Genomic DNA, 21,482 nt, shown 5'->3' with positions numbered 1-21,482 from the left:
ACAGCCCGAAAGAACTTAAAGATCGTTTAGCAGAATTTGTTGAATATTATAACCATTACAGATACCATGAATCTATTGATAATGTAACACCTGCTGATGTGTTTTTTGAAAGAGATCAACAACTATTAGAACAAAGAGCAAAAATCAAAACAAAAACAATGAAACTTAGAAGAAAAAATCACTTAAAATCTTTATTCAATTAATCTCTTTTTTTTTCTTAAATAAGTCCACTTTCGTTTAAAGACTTACAGATGAGGTATGGACTAAGTATAGATAGTGTATTAAATGAGAATTGTAAGGGCTTATATATCCAAAAGATATCCAACGCATCACTGGAAGAAGTAAACGTTATGGACGTAAGCTCTTAAATGAAATTAAGGTTTATTTTGATAAGAAACCGCATCAGTTTATAACTGTAAAAGAGTTTTACATTACACTGGTATTTAAGAAGATATAGTAAACAAATATATTTGAAACTAAATTATTCGGTTACTCATTCGGTTACCCAAGAGAAAAGAAGATGTTTAATTATTTGATATACAGCGTAGAAAGAGGAACTGGATAGTTCCTCTTTCTACGCTGTATATCATCTCCTATCCATTCTATCGAGCGTAAAGCATAGTAGTGATACAAATACCGTCCCTGTAAATACACAGACGTAGTTTGTTTTCATTCGGACTTCTTATTACGGTCAATTTCCTAGTTTTAGCGTATGAACATTAAAACAGATCATTATGAAAAAACAGAGGCCAAAAACATTAGAGTTAAGCAAAAAAGTAATTTCTACATTTGATCCTAGAACGATCAAAGCTGGATATTCACACTCTAACGTGAACCTTACACATGAAAATTGTTGTTATCCTTTATAGGAAAACAGAAAAGCGAGCTTTATTGAGCTCGCTTTTTTTTATTCATCGTACAATCTGTATCACAACTACATTACTCACTACAAAAACACACCTTCTTGGTTTAATTTTAGATAAGTAAAATCACTCAAATTCCACTCCAAGTTAATCTCTTAAAAAAACCTCCTTAGGTTTTACTCTAAACCACAGGAGGTTTTCACCAAAAGCAGCGGAGGTTTTTGGTAAAACCTCCGCTGCTTTTTCATGAAGTTCATTTGCAAATTCAAAAAGACCATTATTCACTCATTTTCAATTACTTAAATAAATATTCTTAAGAAGTTTTATAAGCTTACCTTAGTACAGGATAATATTTTCGACATATTCTTGAATTCCTTACCAAATAATAGTTGACTTTAACTCCTTTAATCTTACCAATTGATCAATATCTGTGCTTTTACGACTAACTGTTACCACCTGATTTTACAGACACATTAACATATTTTACGGCAAAACCGTAGCCAAATTAAACTGCTTCTTTTTAATTTGAAGAGCTGAAAAAATTACACATCATGAAAAAAAAGAATCTCAAGAGTTTGGACTTAAAAAAGGCTACAATCTCTAACCTCAATACACAAGAAATTTCAGGAGGAACAATCATTATCACATTTACGATAGAACGTCCATGTCCAATACGAATTACTAAAACGACATGTTCTGGTGCAGCTGAATGTAACTCAATGGATATCTGTACCGCTACCCGTTGTAAAACAAATGAATTTGATACTGAAACGCGTCCTATCTGTTAACACATTATCACAAAAATATTTAATCAAAAACCATTATAAAATTACATCATCATGAAAAAAAAGAAGTTAAAAAATTTAAACGTAAAGAAATCAACCATTTCTAATTTAAGCAAAGATGCACTCACAGGAGGAACAATAAGAACACACTATACTGTTTGTGGCACTGGTCCACACACCATTGCTTGCACGTTCCAAGCTCCAAATTGTGGCACTTACAATTCCGTAAATCAATGCCAAACAATTGAAGTAGATAAAAACACAATTCCAATTTGTTAATAAATAGTATTTAAACAATACTAAGAGGCGAACTATAATGGTTCGCTTTTTTTTGTATGCCTATTCTACAATTTTATGCAACGGAATTGACAAAGGTACTCCTTCGTTTTGAAGACGTTTATGCACTGCTTCTCTTAATGTACATTTCGTTTTAAATTCTGCAAAAGGTTCATTAAGCCATATGTAAGCACGTACATGTATATAGCCATCTTTGGCTTCAATGACACGAACTTCTACAGTATCAGCATCGCTTTGGGAAGCATGACGAATAACATTGTCTAAATGTGAAGCTTCTTCTTGTATTATTTTTCGAACCTGATCAATATTTGCATGAATTCCAACATAAAAGTTATTAAAGCTCAATACTTTAGAATCATCAATACTGTGATTTAATACAGATTCTGTACTGATGACAGAGTTCGGAATGATTAAACGCTTATTTTCAAAATTATTGATTACCGTATGACGTAAGGTAATATCTTCCACAATTCCAATACGTTGGTCGTCTAATTTTATATAATCACCTACTCTAAACGGTTTAAAAATTACAATAAACAATCCTGCTATTAAATTAGAAATGGCGCTTTGTGCTGCAAAACCTATGATTGCAGCTATTATTCCTGCTCCAGAAAATATAAACGTTGCTTGTTCTCGCAGTTTCGGTACTGAAAAAATGATGATAAAAACACCTATGATGATAAAGGAGAATTTAATGGAGTTTTTTATGAATTTTAATGTAGTTACTCCAAATCTTTTTTTGCGTTGTTTGCGCTTTAAAAAGATCACAAGTATATACCGAAATATTCTTGAAAGCAACCAAGACAAAAAGAGAACTATCAAAGAATACCATAAGATACCTTCCGCAGTATCTACATTTATATGTGACTTTATAAACTTCAACATAAACTGTAATTTTATACAAAGCTAGGTCAGTTTTATAGATTCTAAAAGAGAAAAAGAGGTAAAAATGCCATAGTTAACTACGTCACAAATATGTAAAACATTAAGAGCTATCTAACAGTAAGTATTAAAATATGTATATATTTTTGTACTTTTACATTTCAATGCGAAAGTTTCTAAAACATACTTGTGCGCTTATCTTAGCCTTTTTAGTGCTATGCTCTACATTTTCATTTACCATTAATGAACATATTTGTGGTGGTGTAAAAATGAGCGTTGCTATTGGTGTAGATGCTGATAATTGCGGCATGGAAATGGAAACCAATATTGCTGTAGAAACTACCATGCAACAAACACCTTGCTGTGATGATGTTACTACACTAATTCAAGGACAAGACGAATTGCCTTCACAACAAGATGTTGACTTTACGACTCACACATTCATCAAAGCTTTTGTATATAGCTATATTTTTGTGCTTCCAACAACAGATCATGAAAAAGCCGTTTACAAACCATATGTTCCGCCTCCATTAATAAAGGACATACAACTTCTTGATGAAACCTTCTTAATTTGATTTTATACGATATTATTTATTGTTCCTAAGCTATAAAGCTCACGGAAACTGCATTGCTATGCACTAATCTAATAAAAAAAGTACGTATAAATCATATCACACATGCTCAACAAAAGCATTCATTTTTTAATACAACACAAACTTGTTGCTGCGCTCCTACTCGCTACCATGATCGGTTTCGGATTGAGTACAGCACCATTCAACTGGAGTTTGGGTGATTTTCCAAAAAACTCCATTGCCGTTGATGCGATTCCTGATATTGGTGAAAATCAACAAATCGTATTTACCAAATGGCAAGGACGATCGCCAAAAGATATTGAAGACCAAATCACCTATCCGTTGACTTCTGCACTAATGGGAATTCCAGGTGTAAAAACAGTTCGAAGCTCGTCTATGTTTGGGTTTTCAAGCATTTACATCATATTCAATGATGATGTAGATTTTTATTGGAGTCGTAGTCGAATCTTAGAAAAACTCAATGCGCTACCAAGTTCACTACTTCCTGAAAATGTACAACCTACTCTTGGTCCAGATGCTACTGGTTTAGGACAGATATTTTGGTATACCTTAGAAGGAAGAGACGAAAACGGGAATGTAACTGGCGGTTGGAATTTGCATGAACTCCGCAGCATTCAAGACTATTATTTAAAGCCTGCTTTGTCAAGTGCTGCCGATGTGTCGGAAGTAGCTTCTATTGGTGGCTATGTACAAGAATACCAAATTGATGTATTACCAGATGTACTCAAAAAGTACAAACTTACACTGTCGCAGGTAGTCAATGCCATTAGAAATACCAATAAAGAAATTGGCGCAAAAACACTGGAAATCAATCGTGCAGAATATGTGGTTCGCGGTTTGGGCTATGTAAAATCCATTGCCGATATAGAAAACACATCTATCAAATCAGAAGGTTTCACGCCTGTATTGGTCAAAGATGTAGCTAAAGTATATCTAGGTCCTGCAGAACGTCGTGGAATTCTCGATAAAGAAGGCGCGGAAGTTGCGGGTGGCGTTGTGGTAGCTCGCTATGGTGCGAATCCGATGCAAGTGATCAACAATGTAAAAGATAAAATCAATACGATTGCAAGTGGTTTACCTTCTAAAGTATTAAAAGATGGTCGCTCTTCACAATTGACCATTGTGCCTTTTTACGATCGTACCGAATTGATTCAGGAAACCTTACACACATTAGAAGAAGCCTTATCATTGGAAATCTTAATTACCTTACTTATTATCGTAATCATGGTGTTCAATTTACGTGCTTCGTTTTTAATTGCGAGTATCTTGCCTGTTGCGGTTTTAGTCGTTTTCATTGCAATGAAACTCGGAAATGTAGATGCCAATATTGTAGCACTTTCCGGAATTGCCATTGCTATCGGAACGATGGTTGACATGGGAATAGTCTTGATTGAAAATATCACGCGACATATAGAAGAAGATACTGAGAATACAGCGATTAATACACTTGTTTACAAAGCCACAGCAGAAGTTTCAGGCGCTATTCTCACGGCAGTGTTGACAACCATTATCAGTTTTATTCCTGTATTTATGTTAGTTGGCGCAGAAGGAAAATTATTCAGTCCACTAGCCTACACCAAAACCATGGCATTAATTGCAGCAATCATCATTACACTGTTTGTCTTACCTGCATTGGCTGCGTGGGTTTTTGGTTGGAAATCGGTTCGAAAGCAATTCAATCTATTGCTGAATTCAGTTTTGATATTAATCAGTATGTATGCGGTTTTTAATGGAATGTATCTCGCAATTGCTTTGCTAATTTTTGCTGTGACAAATATCTTAGAAAATCAAAACATCATTACGGCAAAAACTAAAAAACGAGTTCATATCGTACTAGCTATTTGTACCTTATTGATTCTGTTGTCCGTGTATTGGCGACCCTTAGGTTACACTAATGCATTGGGTATAAACTTTATCTTTGTTGCAATAACTTGTGCTTTGGTGATTGGAACTTTTATCATATTCATCAAGTTTTATGAACGCTTACTTCGTTGGGCATTGGCAAATAAATTACTCTTTCTATCAATTCCTTTATTAATTCTTGTTGCTGGAATTTCCATCTGGAGAACTACAGGAAAAGAATTCATGCCTGCGTTAAATGAAGGTTCTTTTTTACTGATGCCAACCTCACTTCCACATGCGGGAATTGCAGAAAACAAACAAATTTTACAGCAATTGGACATGGCAGTAGCCAATATTCCAGAAATTGAAACGGTTGTGGGGAAAGCTGGCCGTGTAGAAAGTGCTTTGGATCCTGCGCCTTTGTCTATGTATGAAAACATCATTCATTATAAACCTGAATATATTTTAGATGAAAATGGCAAGCCGAAACGTTTTAAAGTTGATGAAAATGGTGAGTTTGTTACTTCGACTCCACTCAGTGACTACATAATGGAAAAGGATTTAATTCCAGATGAGAATGGTGAGTTTTATCGCAATTGGCGACCGCATATTAAATCAACAGATGATATTTGGAGTGAAATTGTGACAAATACCAAATTTCCAAGTATTACATCTGCTCCGAAACTACAACCAATTGAAACACGCTTGATCATGCTACAAACGGGCATGCGTTCGCCAATGGGAATCAAAATTAAAGGACAAAACTTAGAACAAATAGAAGCCTTTGGTTTAGAATTAGAGCAAATTCTTAAAGAAATTCCTGAAGTAAAAAAGGAAACTGTTTTTGCCGAACGTTTGATTGGAAAACCTTATTTGATTTTAGACATCAATCGTGAACAAATTGCACGTTATGGATTATCGATTAAGTCAGTACAAGATATTTTGGAAGTTGCTATTGGAGGAAAAATAGTAACACAAACCATTGAAGGTCGTGAACGTTATAATGTACGTGTACGTTATCCAAGAGAATTGCGCGCCAATGCAAACGATTTAGAAAACATTTACATTCCGTTGCCAAATGGTTCTGAAATCTTACTCAAAGAAGTCGTTTCTATAACGTATGAAAAAGGACCACAAATGATCAAAAGTGAAGATACTTTTTTGGTGAGTTATGTACTATTCAATAAACAATCGGACATTGCAGAAGTTACATTGGTTGAAAAACTACAGCAACTTTTAAAAGAACGCATTACTGATGGAAGTTTAATAGTGCCAAAAGGTGTAAACTACGAATTTTCTGGAACATACGAACAGCAAGTTCGTGCCGAAAAAACATTAATAATCATTGTCCCAATTGTATTACTGATTATCTTTCTAATTCTGTATTTTCAGTTTAAATCTATCGCCACTTCGCTTTTCATTTTTGGAGGAATTGCTGTTGCCTTTGCTGGTGGATTTATTATGATTTGGTTGTATGGGCAATCATGGTTTCTAAATATTGAACTCTTTGGAAGCAACTTGCGCGATTTATTCCAAATAAAAACCATCAACTTAAGTGTGGCAGTTTGGGTAGGATTTATTGCCTTATTCGGAATTGCTACAGACGATGGTGTAATTATGGCAACCTACCTGAAACAAAACTTTGCAAAGAAACTTCCTGAAACTAAAGAAGCAATTCGAAATACAGTCGTAGAGGCTGGAAAGAAACGTATTCGCCCGTGTTTAATGACCACAGCGACTACCTTGCTAGCCTTACTACCTATTTTGACCTCTACAGGACGCGGAAGTGATATCATGATACCGATGGCAATTCCAAGTTTTGGCGGAATGCTCATAGCCTTAATTACCTTATTTGTGGTTCCAGTTTTATACAGCTGGCATCAAGAAATCCAATTAAAAAAAGATACTGATGAAGCATAAAATTCTATATATATGTACGTATTTTTTGTGTGTTCATTTTATGAATGCCCAAACCTTAGAGGCGTATCTGGCGGAAGCCGAAAAAAATAGCTCCGAAATTGTAGCCAATCAATTGCAATACAAAAGCGCCTTGGAAAAAGTGAATGAAGTAGGTAGTTTACCCAATACACAGTTAGGAGTCGGCATATTTGCACAAGCCGTAGAAACCAGAGTTGGACCGCAAATAGCACGCTTTTCAGCAAGTCAAAAAATTCCTTGGTTTGGAACTTTACAAGCCAAAAAAGAAAGTGCAAAGTTGTTTGCTGTAGCCAAAGAAAGTGAAATTGACTTTTTGAAACGTCAGCTCCGATTGAATGTCAAAATAGCGTATTACAATTTATATACGTTGCAACAAAAATTTAAAATTACTCAGCAGCATATTGAGATTTTGGATACCTATGAAAAACTCGCGTTAAACGAACTCGAAAATAATCGTACTGATATGGTAGATGTACTGAATATTAAAATGCAAAAGAACGATTTACAGCAACAGTTTCAAGAAATTTCTGAGAACATTCAAAGTCAAAAAGTACAGTTTAACTTGTTATTAAACAGGCAGATTTATGCAGAAGTTTTACAAACAGATTCCTTAGAAATTCAAAACACTATTTTCTTAGTAGATCATGAAACTGTAGAGAATCACCCAAAATTACAACAATTAGAAGCACAAGCAACAGCTTTGCAACAATCGGAAATTGTAGCGAAAAAAGAAGGGAATCCAACTATTGGTTTTGGGCTAGATTATGTACTTGTTGCTGAGCGTTCAGGTGTTTCCTTGCCAGATAATGGTAAAGATGTTATCATGCCCATGGTAACAGTTTCTATTCCGTTATTCAATAAGAAACACGTAGCAAAGCAAAAACAATTGCAATTGCAGCAAGAAGCCGTTATACAAACTAAGACAACGGTTAAAAATCAGTTGCTAATTGAACTCGAAAAAGCAAAAAATAAATTAAACAATGCTACAGAAAGTATTAAAACACAGGACGAAAATATAGTGCAAGCTGATCAAGCCAAGGAAGTTATTTTAGCAGCCTACCAAACAGCAAAAATGGATTTTGAACAATTATTGGCACTCGATCAATTGAAATTAGGCTTTGAATTGCAAAAGGTGAAAGACATTAACACATCACTTGCAAACATCGCGATCATTGAATTTTTAATTGCAAATTAAAAGCACATGAAACAAACATATTTCATCAACGGAATGACCTGTACAGGTTGTAAAAGCAAAGTAGAACACATCTTAGGAAATTTAGATGAGGTAACTTCTGTAAACGTAAACTTAGAAACCAAAACTGCAGAAATTGAAATGACTACAACGCTTGATGCTGCTAGTATAGAAGCTGTATTGCCTAAAAAATATAAAGTTCAAGAAGCTTCTGTAAATGTCTTTGCATCAACAGAAGCACCACAAAAAAGTGAACTTAAACAACTATTTCCACTGTTTTTAATTTTCTTTTATATCACTACGGCAAGCTTATTATTACAACTTAAGTTTTGGGATATGGAAGCTTTCATGCTAGACTTTATGGGCTTATTTTACATCGTGTTTAGCTTTTTTAAATTTCTGGATTACAAAGGTTTTCCTAGTTCGTTTCAAATGTATGATCCGCTTGCAAAACTGATTCCCGCTTATGCATGGATTTATCCGTTTTTAGAAGTGATTTTGGGATTGATGTTTTTAATTCGAATTGAAATTCCGATCGCACTAATTGCTACAATTGTTATTTTAGGAATTACTACAATTGGTGTCACAAAGTCACTTTTAGACAACAAAACAATTCAATGTGCTTGCTTGGGAACTGCGTTAAAGTTACCCATGACCAAAGCAACATTTATAGAAAATTCCATCATGCTTATCATGGCAGTTTGGATGCTCATTAATATATATGCTTAAGATTATGAAGAAATATTTAATATACATTATCATTCTTATTGCGGGAATTGTAATTGGGAAATTTGCCCTTTCGGGAGAACAAACTCAAGAACATTCGCATACAGAAACTACCGAAAAAGAAACCATGTGGACATGCTCTATGCATCCACAAATTATGCAACCTGAACAAGGTGATTGTCCAATTTGTGGAATGGATTTGATTCCAGCTCAAGAAAACACTACTGAATTGTCTTCAGATCAGTTTCGTATGACCGAAAGCGCAATGGCATTAGCCAACATAGAAACCTCTAAAGTTTCAGAAGAAACTGCTTCCGATGCTGCTTTAAAGCTTACCGGAACAATTGAAGCCAACGAAAAAACGAATGCTATGCAAACCGCTCATTTTGGCGGTCGTATTGAAAAACTATATGTAAACTTTACAGGAGAAGAAGTACGAAAAGGACAAAAAATTGCCTTAATTTACTCTCCAGAGTTGGTGACTACACAACAAGAACTGTTGACAGCGTTGCGTATGAAAGCTTCGCAACCTGAATTATATAAAGCTGTGCGAAACAAATTAAAGCTATGGAAATTGAGTGAAGCGCAAATTCAGCAAATCGAAACCTTAAAAAAGGTTTCTTCAAAGTTTCCAATTTATGCGAGTGTTTCTGGTGTAGTTTCTAAAAAATTGGTAGAAGAAGGCAATCATATTATGGAAGGTAGCGCATTATTTAAAGTTTCCAATCTCAATACCGTTTGGGCTAGCTTTGATGCGTATGAAAATCAAATTGCAAATCTGAAAAAAGGAGATGCTATTACCATTACAACAAACGCCAATCCAAACGAAGAACTTCAAGCTAAAATTACGTTTATTGATCCTGTACTGAATACCAACACACGTACTGTTGCTGTAAAAGTTGAATTAAACAATCGCGAACAAAATTTGAAACCCGGTATGTTTGTCACAGGAATCTTAAATACTAAAACTACCAAAAACACTGCTCTTACCATTCCAAAGTCTGCAGTATTGTGGACTGGAAAACGTTCGTTAGTGTATGTGAAAAAATCAGCAAATGAGCCTGTTTTCGAAGCTCGAGAAGTTGTTTTAGGAACTATGCAAGGAGAATATTATCAGGTTATTTCTGGACTCGATCCAGCAGAAGAAATTGTAACCAATGGTGCATTTACTGTAGATGCTGCAGCACAATTACAAGGGAAAAAATCGATGCTGAATGCTTCAAAAGAAACTTCTTCAAATAGTATGACACCTAAAAAAGTTACAGTAAATGCAGCCTACGAAAAAGCTTTTCTACCAAGTATCAAAGCATATTTAGAACTCAAAGATGCTTTGGTACAAAGTGATGTAAAGCAATCAGTAGCAAAGAGTATTGCTTTTCGAAAAGCTTTGGAACAACTCACTGTTGAGCAACGAAAAGAAACTGACTTATATTGGGCAGTATTACATAAAACCTCAAAAAGTATCAATGAAAATACGCCGATAGAACGCCATAGAAAGAATTTTCAAATCATTTCTAATCATCTGATTGAATTGGTTCAAAATTTTAACCATTTAGAAACACAACTCACCATACAATTTTGTCCAATGGCTGATGATAATAAAGGTGCATATTGGATTAGTAATGAACAACAAATTAGAAATCCGTATTTTGGTGATGCCATGCTAACTTGTGGAAGTGTGAAGCAGGTTTTGGGTGTTGGAAATTAGGTATTAGGTAAAAAATAAAGAATTAAACATTATAAATTTTTAAATTAAACTAAATATGAAAAAAGTAATCTTATCATTCGCAATCGTTGCTTCTTTATTCATCATTGGATGCAAAGGAGAAGCTAAAACTGAAACAGAAACCAAAACTGCTACTTCACAAGGAAAAGAATTGTCGATGGCAAACTTTGGTGTTCGTGGAAATTGTGGCATGTGCAAAACAACCATTGAAAAAGCTGCTAAAAGTGTAGAAGGCGTTGCAGAAGCTACTTGGGATGTAAAGAAAAAGAGTATTTCTGTTTCGTATGATGAACATAAAATACATGAAAAAGACATTCACAAAGCTATTGCTGCGGCAGGTTATGATACCGATCAAACAAATGGTGATAATGTAGCCTATAAAAATTTACCTAAATGCTGTCAGTTTGATAGTGATCAGCCAATGAATCAATAGTAATTTGATTTTGAATAACAAGTTTTTCTATAATTTATACACAAAAAAATGGCACAAAAAAGTAAAATGACCGCTGACTTTGAAAAGCTTGTATATACAAGTGATATACTAAGAAGTTCTTGGGAAGATCAACTTGTTATTTTTAAAAACCTTAAAAATACTAGAACTCCTAATCAGGGTATTTCTAATTTTATTGAATGGATTTTACGACTTCACTATTCAGAAGCGCTTTTTGCGAGTTCATCACTATGGAGATTGATGATCAGTAAACCAACAACTGATGGTAAATTAAACTATCAACAAACGCTGAAAATTGAATTTGATAGTAGAATTGCCCTATACACAATGGAATATTCTGATTGGGATACAATTGATACTAAAGAAGATCATGAGAAAGCAATTCTATGGAAAACAAAATGTACATGGATTGAACTAGTACCTAGATTTAAGGATTTTCTACATTGGAACACTCAATGGTAATTAACTAATGTATTAGTAATTAATTGCACAAAACAAATTGGAAAAAGAACTAATATTTACAGAGTTTATTGAGCATATATGTAAACGACCTGCAATGTACTGTTTAGGAAGTACATTTAACGAGATCTCGGCATACATAAACGGGTATTCTCATGCAAAAAAAGCACCTATTAGTGGAGCAGATTTTAACCAATTTGTTTGTCTAAAAAACTCTTTCCCTACTAATTACGCATGGTACTATGTTATTAAAACATGTAGTAAAAATGATACTGAAGCAATAGCTTTAATGAAAGACACAATTCTTGAATTTTGTGACATAACTTCTCGAATGAGTATAGAACAAGTAATGAATTATGCTATTAAAAATGCTAATACACAGAAGGAAGGTGAACCAGAAAAAATATTCCGAAAATTTGATCGTGCACTATTGAGTGGCAATAAAGCTGTGATTGAATCTTTAGTTCTAGACATTGAAAAAGCGGATGTATTATGGCAGGGCAAATACCCAAATGAGGTTGCTGAACAATTAGAAGAATTAAGCAATAAACAACCCATAAAAAGAATTTATGAATCAGAAAATGGAAAATCAATAAAAATATTGGCTTCTGGCTGGCCATTTCCTATTGAGATGATTCAAAAAAATGGAACGTGGAAAATAAATGCGGGAAAAATAATAAAATTAAGAACTCATACATAATCAAATAAAGCTATTGCTACATTCGGATAAGTCATTAGGCAAGCAGCTACAAACCAGTTCATAAAAGTGAAAGAATTCTTAGCCTACATACACAACATTTATACTATTGAAGCGAATACTTTTAACGAACTACAAAAGTGTTTTACGCCAATGCAACTTGACAAAAATTACTTTTTTGTTCGAGAAGGTGAATATGCGCAAAAAATAGGGTTTTTAAAGTCTGGAATTATGAGAGCATTTTTCCTTAACCAAGAAGGAAAAGAGTATAACAAACAGTTTTTTGTAGGTCCTTCCATCATTGGTGCGTATACTTCTTTGCTCACCAAACAACCCAATAAGATAGCACAACAAGCATTGACCGATTGTGAAGTATTGGTAGCAAATTACAGTGATTTAGAAAAATTGTATGATCAATTCCACGATTTAGAACGATTGGGTAGAAAGATCGCAGAGTTTTATTTTTTAGAGAAAGAGCAGAAAGAGATTCAAATGGCATTATTAGATGCAGATGAACGATATGCCATCATGCAAGAAAAATTTCCAAACATAGAAACTGTTATTCCGCAATATTATATTGCTTCGTATTTAGGAATATCTGCAACGCAATTGAGTAGAATTCGAAGAAAAATAAAAGATCGTTAATTTATTTACATAGGTAAATGTAAGAGTGTTTGAATTTTTTGATTTTTGTATCAAAATTATAACACATGATAGCAACAACGCTCCTACTTTTATCCATCAGCATATTGGGCATATTTATAGGTGCTCAACTTACAGAAGCAATCCTCTTTGTTCCGTATTGGAAATCATTACATCCAAATGATTTTTTTGAACTCCATAAAACGTATGGAAAAAAGATTCATGCGTTTTTTGCACCTTTAACGATAGCTGCAACGCTTTTTCCTTTAACAATGGTTACATATTACTTTGTACATAACTCAAAAGAATTGACCATTTTAACCTTTATTGGAGTCACAACCTTAGCTTTCTTTTCAACCTATTTTCTTTACTTTAAAAAAGACAATCAGAAATTTGCTGATAGAAGTATTCCCGATGGTGAACTTTCAAAAGAATTGATCGTTTGGGGTAATTGTCACTGGGCTAGAATCTTCTTGGAATGTACAGCTTTTGTGCTCTCTATCATATTACTTTTAAAATCTATCTAAACTCCTTTTTCTAACTTGCTTTAGCTACCTTTGCATCATGGAAAAATACGTATTATTGATTGCGACATTATATGGCGCATTGGGAATTATTTTTGGAGCTTTTGGAGCACATGCCTTGAAAAAGATATTTTCGGAAGAATTATTAAAAAGCTTTGAAACTGGTGTAAAATATCAAATGTATCACGCGATTGTCTTACTTTTCATCGGGTTTCAGTTACCCTTTACACAAACCATAGAGAAAAGTGCCGCTTGGAGTTTGATTGCTGGAACATTCCTATTTTCTTTTAGCATTTACGGATTGTGTATGAGCAGTGCTAAAGGAAAAAAACTGAAATTTTTAGGTCCTATCACACCGCTTGGAGGATTGTTATTAGTGATTGGTTGGATTCTGTTAGGTGTTTCGTTTCTTTAAGAACCTTGATATTGTCTTCTCAATTCAGGCATAGTTTTATTGCTTGTAATCAATCCATTGATAATATACGCACGTAAATCTTCCAAATTGTCATGTGGAATGTATTTTGCCCATTTGGTTTCAGTGGTAACTGTTTTGAGTTGTCGTAAGACTTTCCGTGTATCGCCAGCAGTTCTTAAAATGTATGCAGAAGTATAAGAAGGTTCGTTTTTATGAAAGTATTCATATTTCTTTGTGAATTCACTCTTTTTGATGAAATACAGCTTCTCTACTTCATTGTCTTTGTAAAAATCAGTCCATTTTGCAAAACCTACTTTTGTACCATTTCTAAAATTAATATCATCCGTTTGCAATCGCCATCTACAGGTTGCTGCGCGTCCCCAATGTGAAGAAATTCGATACACACCTTCGTCCGTATAAAAATATTGACTACCTGATCGACTTGTGTAATCTGGTCTCTTATCTTTTAGCAATTGGGAATCAATCGTTTTGAAAACACAATAGGTGTTTTTAAAAAAGTTTTGTTTATGATAATTTAATTTCATCACTGCGTAGTAATGTGTATTTTTGTCAAAGTTACAAAATACTGCTAAATACATAATTTAGACTTTAAAATAAGTTTGGCACAATAAGTGGTTTATGTTGCGTTAGTAATAAAGAATAAAAACCTAAACAATGAATAGAATTAAAAAGATTGTATGTCTCCTAATCGTAACATGTATGTTTCAAGTAGTTGCTCATGCGCAAAAATCGCCTTTGTCCAATGGTGAAAAATTGGTTTATACGGCATCTTATAAAATGTCTGGTTTTTTAACAGATCTTGCGCAAGTAAGCATGGAAACATCTGAAGTTAAAACATCGTCAAATAAATTATACCATTTTAAATGCCGTGCGAGCACTTTTAGAAAGTATGATTTTTTCTTTAAAATTCGTGATGTGTATGAATCGTATGTAAGTACATCTTCCTTATTGCCAGCATTGTACAAAAGAGATATTCAGGAAGGTAGTTATAAGAAGAAAATGAAATACATCTACAATCAGAAGAAGAAAATAATTAAAAGTGAGCAAATCAAACGAAGACGTGATGGAACGGATTGGGTTGTGAATGAAAACTTTAATTTTAGCAATGGTGCCATGGATGTAATTTCGACATTGTATAATGTGCGCAATCTTCCTATTCAAAATGCAGCTGTTGGTGATTCAAAAGTATTTAACATCATTTTTGACAAAGAGGAAATTCCAATTACGGTTAAATATGCCGGGAAATCTACCATTGATGCTGGGAATTTAGGCAAAAAAGAATGTCACAAACTGCAAATCATTACCAACGGTGATTTCTTAAAATCTGCTACCTTATGGATGACAGCAGATACAAATAAAGTTCCTGTAAAAGCAGAATTTACTATCCCAATTGGAAGCGGTATGTTACAATTAACAAATGCATCTGGTCTTGCAAACTAATTTACATTAAAACCAAAATAAATTACCATGAGAACATTTAGTATCATTTTAGGTAGTATTGCCGCAGTATTAGCCTTTTTCGGTTCATTCTTCATAGATAGTATCGCCTTTATACCTGTAATTATAGGGCTTATTTTAGGAATCGTTGCTTTATATACATCGAAAAAAAATGCAATGCGCGAAAATGTTCCAAAATTGATCATTGCATTGTCTTTTCTGGCAGCTGCCATCACAACGATGAACTTATTTAGAGAAAATGTAGTGGCTGATGATGTAAAACAAGCTTCAGAACAAAATAAGGAACAAGAAAAAGAAGATTTAAAAGATCTTGAAGGAATCGATGGATTAGAATAATCTCAATAAAATTATACAAAACCTATTTGATTTATAAAGAATAGGCTTTTTTTATGCTTCAAAATGAGGGTTCTTCATTATTTTAAGAAATCTATAACAAAATAAAAAACGGATTTCTATACCTTTGAATCGCTAATCAACTATATGGAATAAGCCTTAACAATCTAATCCTATCAATCCCGTTTTTGGCAAACTCCATCGAAAATATTAATTAAAAGATACTTAAATGAAAAAATTACTATCTCTAACTCTTTTGGCTATTGTTGGATGTGGCACTAACCACAAAATGGCAGACACAAAAGCACCAAAAAATTTAGATCCCGTTCCTTACGGAAACACTATCACAGAAGCTGAGTTAAAAACACATTTGTACACTTATGCGTCTGATGAATTTGAAGGTAGAGATACTGGTGAACCAGGCCAAAAGAAAGCTGTTGCTTATTTAAGAGATGAATATAAAAGTTTAAACATTCCAGCCGCACAAAAAGATGGTAACTATTTTCAAAATGTTCCTTTACAAAAAGGAAGTAATTTAGATGCTAGTTTAACATTAAAAGAGCAAGAATTTAAGTTTGAAGATGACTTTTTATCCTTCAGTGCGCAAGAAAATGGTACTATTTCTTTTTCTGATATCATCTATTTAGGATATGGAATAGACGATGAAAAATATTCTGATTATACGAATCAGGATGTAGAAGGAAAAATTCTTCTTTTCAAAATGGGAGAACCTGTGAATGCTGATGGTACATTCGTCATTTCTGGAACTGAGGAAAGTTCAAAATGGGGAGGTGCAAGACAAGGGACTTCTGCTAAAATTAAAGCTGCTAAAGAGCATAAAGCTAAAGGTGTATTCTTTTATGTGGGAGACATGTTTCCACGCTATAAAATGCAGTTAAGCTTCATGAAAAAAAATAGTAGAGTTGGTTTAAAAAGCAAAGAAACTCCATTCTTCTATTATCTGATAAACGAAAAGTTAGCAACTTCCATGCATCCAAATATTGCAACAGATTCAAAACCATCAATAATTACAGTAAATGCTTCTTTAACAAACAAAGATCAGGTTAATGATGTAAACTCTGAAAATGTTGTTGCTTTCATAAAAGGGGTTGAAAAACCAGAAGAATACGTTATTATCTCTGCACATTTAGACCATATCGGTTTCCAAAATGGAGAAGTTTGTAATGGCGCTGACGATGATGGTTCTGGAACAGTTGCTATTTTAGAAATTGCTGAAGCATTCAAACAAGCTGAAAAAGATGGAAATGGTCCAAAACGCTCTGTTGTATTTTTACATGTTACGGGAGAAGAAAAAGGATTACTTGGTTCACGTTATTATACAGATGTTAATCCAATTTTTCCATTAGAAAATACAGTATCTAACCTTAATATTGACATGATTGGTCGTATTGATCCAAAACGTACAGTAGGTGATCGTAATTATGTGTATTTAATTGGGTCTGATAAGTTGAGTACAGAATTGCATAATATTTCTGAAGAAGTAAATAAAAAGTATGCAAACGTAGAGCTAGATTATACATACAACGGTGAAAACGATCCTAATCGTTATTACTACCGTTCTGATCATTATAATTTTGCAAAAAATGATATTCCAGTAATTTTCTATTTTAATGGAACACATGACGATTACCACAGACCATCAGACACGCCAGATAAAATCAACTATGATTTATTGACAAACCGCGCGCGTTTGATTTTCTATACAGCTTGGGAATTGGCAAACAGAGAAGAACGAATTACAGTAGATAAGCCTACAAAAACAAAATAAGATTGTAAACAAATCATAGAAAAAGCTTCCTATTTGGAAGCTTTTTTTACTATAAGTAATTAGTAAAAGTTCTGCAAAATTTTTACCAATTTATAATTAGTGTCATAAACATATTTTAATGTAAAATTCGTTTCTATTTGTATAAACATAAATTGAATTGAGGAAGATGTTTTCAAAAACTCTTTTAAGAGTAAACCTGGAAAATCTTTAAAGGGAACTTCAACCTCTTTTTAAATATTAAACTCTAACAATTGAATCGTCTTTTAACAATAATTATCTATGTTGAAATTGAGTTCTTGGAAAGCATCTGTGTTATTGTATATAAAAATTTCGTTGGCAACCTTATCACAGATATGAAACTTTTCAGCATAGGTTTCTGAAAAACAATATCTATCAATAAAGTAGCTTCCTTACTTAATTTATTAGTGTCTTTACAAGCTATAAATGAGATACAAACAAAAACGATAACCTTTTTCATGAGTCAAAAAAATGATCACGTAAAATTGCGTGTTTTATAAATATACGTAATTGCGCTTGCACAATACCTAACGTTAACATTTACTTTTACTAAAGAAATTATAAAACCCTTACCTATTATGAGTTTAGATGTTAAAATTACAAACAGTAGCGGTATTGCATCCAGTGATGTATATTGGATTTGCTTTGGATTAAACAGCAATCCTGCAACAAGTTCACCAGATTGGTGTTACGTTGATGTAGATAGCAAAGGAACTGCTTCTTTGAAAAAGTTTTCCAAAGGACAAGATTGTTCAAAACTTTTTAAAACAGTTGATGAATTGAGTTCATTTAATAACTTGCCAAAAATGTGGTCTGGACAATTTTTATTCTCTTTTAAACAATTACCAAACGTATTTAATATTGTAACTGGTGGGCAAAATGGCTTAGGTGTTCAAACGCCACCATTTACTCCTGGAACTGCTGATGCTGACACATTGTTTGTTGTGGTAGAATTTACAAATATTGGAACTGAGCTGTATGCGGATTGTACTATTGTAGACTACTTCTCTGCTCCTGTTTCTATAGAAGTCATTGGAGATACTACAAAAACCAATGGTATTATGAAATCAACAAGTATACGTGATTCTATCTTTAAAGAAATTACAAAATTAGGAAAGCCATGGAGTGATCTCGTAATGCAAGATGGATCTGGAAATAATATTCGTGTATTAGGACCGCAACACGGTGTGCAAACAACGAAACCAAACTTGCTTTCTCCAAACATTTATGACGCGTATGTTGATGCTTGTTGGAAAAACTTTACAACTAATACACTTACGGTAAACTGTCCAACATTTGGCACATATACAGGAACTGTAAATTCGAGTGATGCTTTTGTATTTTCACAATCAGGAAAAGCGGATGTAACAATTCAAAAGCCTGCAAAAGGTGATGCCTATGATATTTTTGGTTGCGTAGGAACATTGAACGCACCAAACAATACTCCACTAGGAGAAATTGCGGCCATTTTAGGAGCATCTTTAAACAGAACTACCTTAAGTACAAGTGCCAATGACACACAACCAAATTGTGATATTTCTGGATTCTATAAAGTACAAAATGGTGTTACCAACGAATACGCAAAAGTAGTACACGACAACTACAAATCAGGAATTTATGCTTTCCCTTTTGATGATGTATGCAGCACTGACAATCCATTAATTCAAATTACTGGAGCAACAAACTTTAATATTACATTATCTGACTGGAGTTAAAACCATTCAATACTATACCATACCATATTATTTACAATTTGAAAAGCGGACTTAAAAGTTCGCTTTTCCTATTTCTATTTGTCTAAAATTATGAGCATGAAAATTGAGTTGGACATACAATCATTGTTGGTTCTGCTGTATTTGTTGGTGATGGCCGAGGTGGTAAGCACTCCACTTCTTCTCTGTAGCAACCTACATTGATGGAAATTCGTCATCTCCTTGTTTTAATGTGATATAACCTCCTTACAATTTTAGGAAGTTACTGATTGACTTCTTGTTAAGTGATAATAATCTCACGTTCTTTTTCATTTTGATATTTTTTAAGTTAATAATGTGAAAATTAGAAATTATAAAATTTAAAAAAATTACTGTTATTATGACATCATACGATGTCGGTTGATACTTAAATTTTGGAGATAAAAAAACACCTTGAAAAAGGTGTTTGTGGTAAGTAATTATATGTTTTACGGCTTGGATAAACCATCATTTTAATTGTGTTTATTTTACAATACTAGCAAAGTGAAAAAAGAAAGACATCCTTAAAAGCGCTAAGAATGCCTTGTTTTTTTGTAATTATAGGCTTGTGCAACGGTTACCCTTGTTGTGCCAAGTTTTTATTTTTTAATTCAATGACTACAATAAGAATAACTAAAATGGTGGCTAGACAATAATAGGCAATCAAAGTCGTGTCAAAATTTAGCTTGCTCATTAATTCGGTACTGGATTCTATATTTTGTTTACTTATTTCATATAAAACTTCATTCTTTTCTTTATCTAAGGTATCTGTTCTGTCAATTGCCAATCCAAGAGAAAGAATTACTAATGATGTAAAGATCACGGTCAATCTTTTTAATCTGGTTTTAGATTTTATAAACCATATTAACAGTCCAATAAGCAATATTGGCCCTCCTATTAATAGTGCGTAATTCGGTCCTATATATTCCATATGTATATTTTAATTTGGCACAACGTTTGGTGTAAGGATAGTTGCGTGATTAATTTACTAATTTAGCAAAAAAAAAGAATCAGAGGTAAATCCGCATGATTTTCCGATTAGGCAAGAACCAAGCAATTACTTTTACACTTTGTTGTAACACGTTTTTTTTATTTAATTCTCTAAAAACCGTAAATCCAAATAGTTATTATTCGGATTTTCTGGGTCAACATAAAGTTCCGTTTCTTGTTTAATCGCAAAGTGGATTTTTAATTTCGTAGTATCCATATCAATGTTCAATTTGTATTTAATTGAGTCATTTTTGTATGGAACATCTATCAATATCACGTTATGATTAACATCTATATATTCATTCCAAGTATTGTATCCGTTTCCAACTTCTATTTCTTGTTTGTAGCTATTGCTCTGTATTTCTAAAATATCTAAATTGACAATAACTTTATCTCCACTTTTAATTAGGTCAGAAATTCTTTTACTTTCCTCATTTTCCGCTCTATCTATCAGAATTTTAGTTTTTAGCAAATAAATCAGAAAAGGTAAAATCAGAATTATTCCGACTGCTATAAAATAAAAATTAGTTTCTCCTGTTGAATTATATCTTCCTCTTCCTCCAATTCCTACATAAATAATTATAGATCCTAAAAATGTAAGTCCAGTAAAAATCCAACTCCCAAAATCAGATAGTCTTTTTTTAAAGTTCATCAGTTTCTCAATGTGTTTCAACGTACGAATAACAGGAATTCCTGTTATTTCCACTATAACTGGAGTTCCTGTTATTTCTAAATTATGTAAAAATTTACTTACTAATAGCGATTTTACATGTATAAATATAGTATTATTTTACTTACCAAAATATGTCAAAGAACGTTTTTCCGTTTTTAAGGTATCGGAGAACCTACTGTTTTGGATGATTACAGCCGTTATATCATTCATTAGGAACTTTGTTCTACTATGAAAACTACTGATGTGAAGAGATCAGTAGAAGCTGCACTAGAAAAAACAGATATAACTCCTAATAACAGACCAAGATTGTTATCTGATAACGGTTCATGTTAAATCAGTAACGAGCTAGGTGTGTATTTAGATGAAAAATGTAGTCAAACTAGAAAATTATTACAGCCCGAAAGAACTTAAAGATCGTTTAGCAGAATTTGTTGAATA

23 protein-coding genes are annotated in these 21,482 nt (G+C 33.2%); 19 read left to right on the top strand and 4 right to left on the bottom strand.

The features are described from left to right. The 4 genes from MK119_RS23300 to MK119_RS23285 all read left to right on the top strand — a co-directional run. A partial coding sequence (locus tag MK119_RS23300; protein ID WP_366512863.1) for an IS3 family transposase occupies positions 1-203 on the top strand: 203 nt, incomplete at its 5' end. 531 nt (positions 204-734) lie between these two features. Beyond that, the gene (locus tag MK119_RS23295; protein WP_290683975.1) at positions 735-869 is read left to right on the top strand and encodes a hypothetical protein; all 135 of its coding nucleotides are present in this window, start codon (positions 735-737) and stop codon (positions 867-869) included. 545 nt (positions 870-1,414) lie between these two features. Beyond that, on the top strand, positions 1,415-1,651 hold the full coding sequence (locus MK119_RS23290; RefSeq protein ID WP_290683973.1) for a hypothetical protein: 237 nt from the start codon (positions 1,415-1,417) through the stop codon (positions 1,649-1,651). 51 nt (positions 1,652-1,702) lie between these two features. After that, complete coding sequence (locus MK119_RS23285; protein ID WP_290683971.1) at positions 1,703-1,927, top strand: hypothetical protein; 225 nt, start codon at positions 1,703-1,705, stop codon at positions 1,925-1,927. Between the two features lie 60 nt (positions 1,928-1,987). Here the strand turns inward: MK119_RS23285 and MK119_RS23280 are convergent, their stop codons facing one another. Continuing rightward, positions 1,988-2,830 (bottom strand): mechanosensitive ion channel domain-containing protein, encoded by an 843-nt coding sequence (locus tag MK119_RS23280; protein ID WP_290683969.1) that lies wholly within the window; start codon positions 2,828-2,830, stop codon positions 1,988-1,990. A 161-nt stretch (positions 2,831-2,991) separates the two neighbouring features. Between MK119_RS23280 and MK119_RS23275 the strand changes: the two genes are divergently transcribed. The 11 genes from MK119_RS23275 (at position 2,992) to MK119_RS23225 (ending at position 14,032) form a co-directional block, all read left to right on the top strand. Then, the gene (locus MK119_RS23275; protein WP_290683951.1) at positions 2,992-3,402 is read left to right on the top strand and encodes a hypothetical protein; all 411 of its coding nucleotides are present in this window, start codon (positions 2,992-2,994) and stop codon (positions 3,400-3,402) included. Between the two features lie 102 nt (positions 3,403-3,504). Next, positions 3,505-7,182, top strand: coding sequence for an efflux RND transporter permease subunit (locus MK119_RS23270; RefSeq protein WP_290683949.1), 3,678 nt, complete (start codon positions 3,505-3,507; stop codon positions 7,180-7,182). Beyond that, positions 7,172-8,395 (top strand): TolC family protein, encoded by a 1,224-nt coding sequence (locus tag MK119_RS23265; RefSeq protein ID WP_290683947.1) that lies wholly within the window; start codon positions 7,172-7,174, stop codon positions 8,393-8,395. Before MK119_RS23270 ends, MK119_RS23265 begins: the two co-directional genes overlap by 11 nt. Before the next feature lie 6 nt (positions 8,396-8,401). Further along, positions 8,402-9,121 (top strand): MauE/DoxX family redox-associated membrane protein, encoded by a 720-nt coding sequence (locus MK119_RS23260; RefSeq protein WP_290683945.1) that lies wholly within the window; start codon positions 8,402-8,404, stop codon positions 9,119-9,121. Positions 9,122-9,125: 4 nt separating this feature from the next. Beyond that, positions 9,126-10,826: an efflux RND transporter periplasmic adaptor subunit gene (locus MK119_RS23255; RefSeq protein WP_290683943.1), complete on the top strand. Its 1,701-nt coding sequence runs from the start codon at positions 9,126-9,128 to the stop codon at positions 10,824-10,826. 55 nt (positions 10,827-10,881) lie between these two features. Beyond that, positions 10,882-11,277 (top strand): heavy-metal-associated domain-containing protein, encoded by a 396-nt coding sequence (locus tag MK119_RS23250; protein WP_290683941.1) that lies wholly within the window; start codon positions 10,882-10,884, stop codon positions 11,275-11,277. A 48-nt stretch (positions 11,278-11,325) separates the two neighbouring features. Beyond that, on the top strand, positions 11,326-11,757 hold the full coding sequence (locus MK119_RS23245; protein ID WP_290683939.1) for a hypothetical protein: 432 nt from the start codon (positions 11,326-11,328) through the stop codon (positions 11,755-11,757). 37 nt (positions 11,758-11,794) lie between these two features. Beyond that, entirely contained in the window at positions 11,795-12,454 is a 660-nt protein-coding gene (locus MK119_RS23240; protein ID WP_290683937.1) for a hypothetical protein, read from the top strand. Between the two features lie 66 nt (positions 12,455-12,520). Then, on the top strand, positions 12,521-13,096 hold the full coding sequence (locus MK119_RS23235) for a Crp/Fnr family transcriptional regulator (RefSeq protein ID WP_290683935.1): 576 nt from the start codon (positions 12,521-12,523) through the stop codon (positions 13,094-13,096). A gap of 65 nt (positions 13,097-13,161) precedes the next feature. Beyond that, positions 13,162-13,620: a hypothetical protein gene (locus MK119_RS23230; protein WP_290683933.1), complete on the top strand. Its 459-nt coding sequence runs from the start codon at positions 13,162-13,164 to the stop codon at positions 13,618-13,620. Between the two features lie 37 nt (positions 13,621-13,657). Beyond that, entirely contained in the window at positions 13,658-14,032 is a 375-nt protein-coding gene (locus MK119_RS23225; protein WP_290683931.1) for a DUF423 domain-containing protein, read from the top strand. On the opposite strand, the gene MK119_RS23220 is transcribed toward MK119_RS23225, so the two are convergent. Then, the gene (locus MK119_RS23220) at positions 14,029-14,631 is read right to left on the bottom strand and encodes a hypothetical protein (protein ID WP_290683929.1); all 603 of its coding nucleotides are present in this window, start codon (positions 14,629-14,631) and stop codon (positions 14,029-14,031) included. The two genes, MK119_RS23225 and MK119_RS23220, sit on opposite strands and share 4 nt — an antisense overlap. Positions 14,632-14,707: 76 nt before the next feature. Between MK119_RS23220 and MK119_RS23215 the strand changes: the two genes are divergently transcribed. The 4 genes from MK119_RS23215 to MK119_RS23200 all read left to right on the top strand — a co-directional run bounded on the left by MK119_RS23215 (position 14,708) and on the right by MK119_RS23200 (position 19,366). Continuing rightward, positions 14,708-15,493, top strand: a complete 786-nt coding sequence (locus tag MK119_RS23215) for a DUF3108 domain-containing protein (protein ID WP_290683927.1) — start codon at positions 14,708-14,710, stop codon at positions 15,491-15,493. 27 nt (positions 15,494-15,520) lie between these two features. Next, positions 15,521-15,847 (top strand): hypothetical protein, encoded by a 327-nt coding sequence (locus tag MK119_RS23210; protein ID WP_290683925.1) that lies wholly within the window; start codon positions 15,521-15,523, stop codon positions 15,845-15,847. Between the two features lie 226 nt (positions 15,848-16,073). Next, positions 16,074-17,633 carry a M28 family peptidase gene (locus MK119_RS23205; RefSeq protein ID WP_290683923.1) on the top strand — a complete coding sequence of 520 codons (1,560 nt, stop codon included), beginning with the start codon at positions 16,074-16,076 and terminating at the stop codon, positions 17,631-17,633. A gap of 596 nt (positions 17,634-18,229) precedes the next feature. After that, positions 18,230-19,366, top strand: coding sequence for a beta-1,3-glucanase family protein (locus MK119_RS23200; protein WP_290683921.1), 1,137 nt, complete (start codon positions 18,230-18,232; stop codon positions 19,364-19,366). Positions 19,367-19,958: 592 nt separating this feature from the next. Here the strand turns inward: MK119_RS23200 and MK119_RS23195 are convergent. Continuing rightward, positions 19,959-20,204, bottom strand: a complete 246-nt coding sequence (locus MK119_RS23195; RefSeq protein WP_290683918.1) for a hypothetical protein — start codon at positions 20,202-20,204, stop codon at positions 19,959-19,961. 270 nt (positions 20,205-20,474) lie between these two features. After that, positions 20,475-21,077 (bottom strand): hypothetical protein, encoded by a 603-nt coding sequence (locus tag MK119_RS23190; protein ID WP_290683916.1) that lies wholly within the window; start codon positions 21,075-21,077, stop codon positions 20,475-20,477. Positions 21,078-21,482: the final 405 nt, after the last annotated feature.

It is taken from the genome of Kordia sp., assembly GCF_022447245.1.
In the GTDB taxonomy this organism is placed as follows: domain Bacteria; phylum Bacteroidota; class Bacteroidia; order Flavobacteriales; family Flavobacteriaceae; genus Kordia.
Note: the sequence above shows the minus strand (reverse complement) of the source record. Positions and strands in the feature narration are given on the sequence as shown.